The sequence below is a fragment of the Paenibacillus sp. N119s genome (assembly GCF_059447605.1).
Window position 1 is genome coordinate 1 of sequence record NZ_JCAJRU010000332.1, and the last position, 4,166, is coordinate 4,166.

The following is a 4,166-nucleotide window of genomic DNA, read 5'->3' on the forward strand; positions in this document are numbered from 1 at the left end:
GGCTGATTGTTAGATACAATGAAAGCGTTAACAAAAAGGTGGAACGAATGCTTCTCATGGGGAGGAAATGCGAATGAGTCTTCTGAAGGAGGCTTGGCCTGCTTCGCGGCTCGTCAACGCGCTGGCTGGCAAAGTGCAGGATTCAGCAAGACAACGCTTAAGGAGCAATTGGACTCAAAGGCTGCGGGCAACGGTTGAGGAACCAGCATACGCCGAGCTTTGGAAGGACATCGAACGTATCTGTAATGATGCTCGGAAAGCACCATGGCCTGAACTACCACCGTCTCTGTTCCGGCAATTTGCTAATACAGGGGAGCGCAAGCCGTATGAGGATGTGTACTTTGAACGGCGCGGACGTCTGGTTGCTATCGTGCTGGCAGCTGTTGCTGATCCAGTGCCTCGAAACATGGAAGAGGTGGAAAACGGATTGCTGGACATATGCAGCGAGTACACTTGGGCGCTTCCTGCACATGTCAACGAAGAGGACACTGCAACACCGCCTTGGCAGCAGGTGGATTTATTCGCGTCCGAAACAGCGCAAATGCTGGTGGAAATTTTGTTGCTGCTCAGAGAGCGACTGGCTGATCACGTAGTCGTTCAGATACACAAAGAGGTCGAGCGCCGCATACTGGAACCTGTTTTTTGGCAGCCTCGTCATTTTGGTTGGGAAACGGCAGAGCATAACTGGTCGGCAGTATGTGCTTCCGGTTGCGGGATTGCTGCATTGCTGCTGGAAAAAGATGACCATTCTAGAGCAGTAGCCATCGAGCATATGCTGGGCGCGCTCGATTGTTTTTTGGCAGGCTACAGTGAGGACGGCGGATGTCCTGAAGGCGTAGGTTACTGGGTGTATGGCTTTGGTTATTTTATGTATTTTGCCGATATGCTGCGTGAATTTACCGAGGGGGCAGTGGAGATTGTGAACTCGGAAAAGGTAAGGCAAATCGCTGCCTTCGCAGAACGGGTTCATCTGTCAGACGGTATTTTCGCTAATTATTCTGACAGTAGTGAAACGGAACGATTGCCATCCGGACTCATCTCTCAGGTGAATTTTTTGCGAGGGCGCCCATCTACACTCCCTTTCCGCGTCCCTGGCCTGTTGGAAGATCCGTGTCGCCGCTGGGCTCATGTATTACGCAATCTGGTCTGGACGATTCCTGTAGCTTATGGATACGGTGAAGGCGTAGTCGATTATTTGCCGCAGCTCGGGTGGTTGATGTGCCGCAGCCGGAGATCCAGTCATGGTGGATCTGGGAGACAGCAAGGTGAATCAGATGCCGTACTTGCATTTTCAGCCAAGGCTGGGCATAACAATGAGCCACACAATCATAATGACCTTGGGCATTTCATCCTTCATGGCGGTGGCGAAAATGTACTTTGTGATCTGGGAGCAGGCTTGTACACGAAAGCTTATTTTTCACCAGGGCGGGAGTCGATTATCAATATTTCCTCCAGCGGTCATTCCGTGCCCATCATCAATGGCACCACGCAGCAAGCTGGAGCAAAGGCAAGGGCGGTTGTGTTGGGTGCTGATATGGATGAGCATGAGGGAGCACAGACAGTTACAAGGTTTAAACTTGATTTGACATCTGCGTATCCTGTAGATGAATTGGCAAATTTCACCCGCTCCTTTGCCTGGAGTGTACCGGAGGGAAACGAGGGAGCAAGGCTTACTGTCACAGATCATTTTGAGTTTGAGAAGTCTGGCATAAATGTGAACCCTTGGGATGTGGAGGAGCTTTTGATCAGCCGTATTCAGCCCCATACAGGAGCAGGCTTCGTGGAATGGAGGGGAACGAATACCGTGGTTAGGTTAGATTATGATGCTGGCGTACTGAGGCAGAGGTTGGAGGCTGTAAAGCATATAGATCATGACGGAGTGCCCTTTGTGTTTTATAAGACGTCGCTGCAACTAGACTCCAAACGCTGGGACGGTTCAGCAAGCATCGATTGCAATCTGTTTTTTACCATACATCAATCTTCATGTTGAATGGGAGGCATACAGAATGAATAAGCTTCATACAGACAGCGTATACCCTTGGCAGACGGAACTGGAGAGATTTATAGAACAGGTGGAAAGCGCACCAAATCGAGAAAATGACGAATGGACACACGAACGTAAGCTGGCTGTGCTGGAAAAGCTGGTTCGTGCATATGCCTCGTATCAAGATGATAACGGAGCTATCATTGACCCTCATTCTGAAAGTGAACGGTATTACTCCACTCCATCCTATGCTTTGGCTGCGGCGGTGCTGGTCAAAAAAGGCCGGCATGATTTACTCGAATCTGCTGCTGCAGCTTTGACGCATAGCATAGCCTGTGTAGTGGAGGAAAAAGCATCGGATCAACACCCGGACTTTTTTCCAATTATGATAATGGGTGCGTATCGTATCCTTAAAAAACTACTGCCAGAGCAAGCCATGGCATGGAAGCAGCAATTGAGCAGGATTCAGCCTGAGCAGACCTACATTTTTACGATGAACAAAATGAAGAATCCAAACCGGATGATCAACTGGAACGCAATTATGATTTCCGGCGAGTTTTTGCGTGCCGCAGAAGGGATTGCAGTTGATTCTGAGTGGATGGAGACGTATATCCGCAACTACCATTTGCCTCGCTTTACTGGTTTGGGATTGTACCAAGATGGTCCACTGGATCGGCCTAATAGCCCATTTGCCTACGATATTGTCACACGGTTTCATCTGGGCGTGATGCTGGAGAGCGGATATAATGGCGGCTGTGCTTCTGAAGTGCGTGACTACCTTCGCAGGGGCGCACTCAGCTCACTGCTGACTTTATCCCCGCATGGGGAAATTCCTCCGCGTGGAAGAAGCGCACAGCACCAATGGAACGAAGCGGCTGCAGCTTTTGTTTTTACAACACATGCGCAGCAGGCGTATACATCAGGCGAGTATGGCCTTGCAGGTGCATTTCGGCGGGCGGTAGATCTATGCTGGCAATCCATTGCCCGTTGGCAGAACGATGATGGCAAGCTGCATATCGTCCGCAACCATTATTCGTCGGAGGCACGGCATGGATTTGAGGTGTACTCGAATCATACCTGCTACAGTCTGTGGACGGCAGCTGCACTGGCCTATACCCTTCTACACGGGCAGGAGATTGATCGTATTCCGTCAACCTTTATCCCGGCAGAGATTGGCAGTCGGGTATTGGCTACGGACGGCTGGTTTCAGACCGTCATTGCAGCTGTAGACGGGCAGCAAATGCTTGTACAAACCTCAATCAACGATCCATACAATATTCCGGGAATCGTACGTATCCAACGTTCTGCACTGCCGTCTCTGATCGGCCCGTCCTCAGCAGGACACGCAGATCGCGGCTTTACGGGATTCGCAGAGGGAGATATTTTCCCGCTGAGCTATACACCAGCCTGGCAAACCGAGGACGGAAAGTGGCACAGCTTGTCAGAAGGAATCCCCGGTACATTGGAGTTTGACCGGGATGGAGGAATTGATCCGCAGGATGGCGGGGGAAACGTACAGATGGAGCGCAGCTCGGCGTCTGCTGGAGAAACAGATTTTACTCTGCTGTGGAAAGGTCCATTCCCGGGAGTAAGGGAAATCCGAACGCATTACCGTCAGGTACCTGGCAAAATCGAAGTGTCGTATGAGCTTCAAGGCAATATTCAGCATGTGGGGGCCCTTATTCCATTAATGGCGTATGACGGTCGGGAACGAAGTGTGATTCATCATGTAATGGCAGCCGGGAAGGAAACTGAAAGCATTCGAGTAGAATATGCGGGCGCAAGCCTCGAAATCATCCCCACGACGGAAGGAACAAATGTGGTATGGCCGGAAGAATTGACCTCGGTAGCTTGCCGAAATGGTTTACTTAAGGGAGCGCGTCTGGAGTGTGACGGCAGTTGCATTTCCTTTATCATTCGGTTACCTGACTAGTTTAGGTCGGGAGTTGTAGTTATCTTCAAACATGTGGAAGTGGAGGGGAAAAAGAATGATAAAATCAGAAGCATGGCTGGAGCAATCATGGGAGCTGGCATTGGATAAAACGCATGCCTTGGCGGAAAGACTGGGGGACGCCTTTCCACATGTTGCCGAGGGTGGACGTTATGATAATTGTGAGGAAGCGTGGTGGACAGCAGGCTTTTATCCGGGACTGCTATGGCTGGCCCACCGGGCACGTCCTGA

Annotated in this window: 2 protein-coding genes and 1 pseudogene; all 3 read left to right on the forward strand. The window is 50.7% G+C overall.

Annotated elements, in window-relative coordinates; translation table 11 throughout:
- Nucleotides 1-73 precede the first annotated feature (73 nt).
- Nucleotides 74-1,990, forward strand: a complete 1,917-nt coding sequence (locus AC5V8P_RS23930; protein ID WP_064797913.1) for a heparinase II/III family protein — start codon at nucleotides 74-76, stop codon at nucleotides 1,988-1,990.
- A gap of 16 nt (nucleotides 1,991-2,006) precedes the next feature.
- The gene (locus AC5V8P_RS23935) at nucleotides 2,007-3,917 is read left to right on the forward strand and encodes a hypothetical protein (RefSeq protein ID WP_064797912.1); all 1,911 of its coding nucleotides are present in this window, start codon (nucleotides 2,007-2,009) and stop codon (nucleotides 3,915-3,917) included.
- 55 nt (nucleotides 3,918-3,972) lie between these two features.
- Nucleotides 3,973-4,166: pseudogene (locus AC5V8P_RS23940) on the forward strand (glycoside hydrolase family 88 protein); the annotation flags it as partial.

What these genes read in the sequence shown, in the direction of transcription:
- AC5V8P_RS23930 (WP_064797913.1), top strand. Translation starts at nt 74, where the DNA reads ATGAGTCTTCTGAAGGAGGCTTGGCCTGCTTCGCGGCTCGTCAACGCG.
- AC5V8P_RS23935 (WP_064797912.1), top strand. Translation starts at nt 2,007, where the DNA reads ATGAATAAGCTTCATACAGACAGCGTATACCCTTGGCAGACGGAACTG.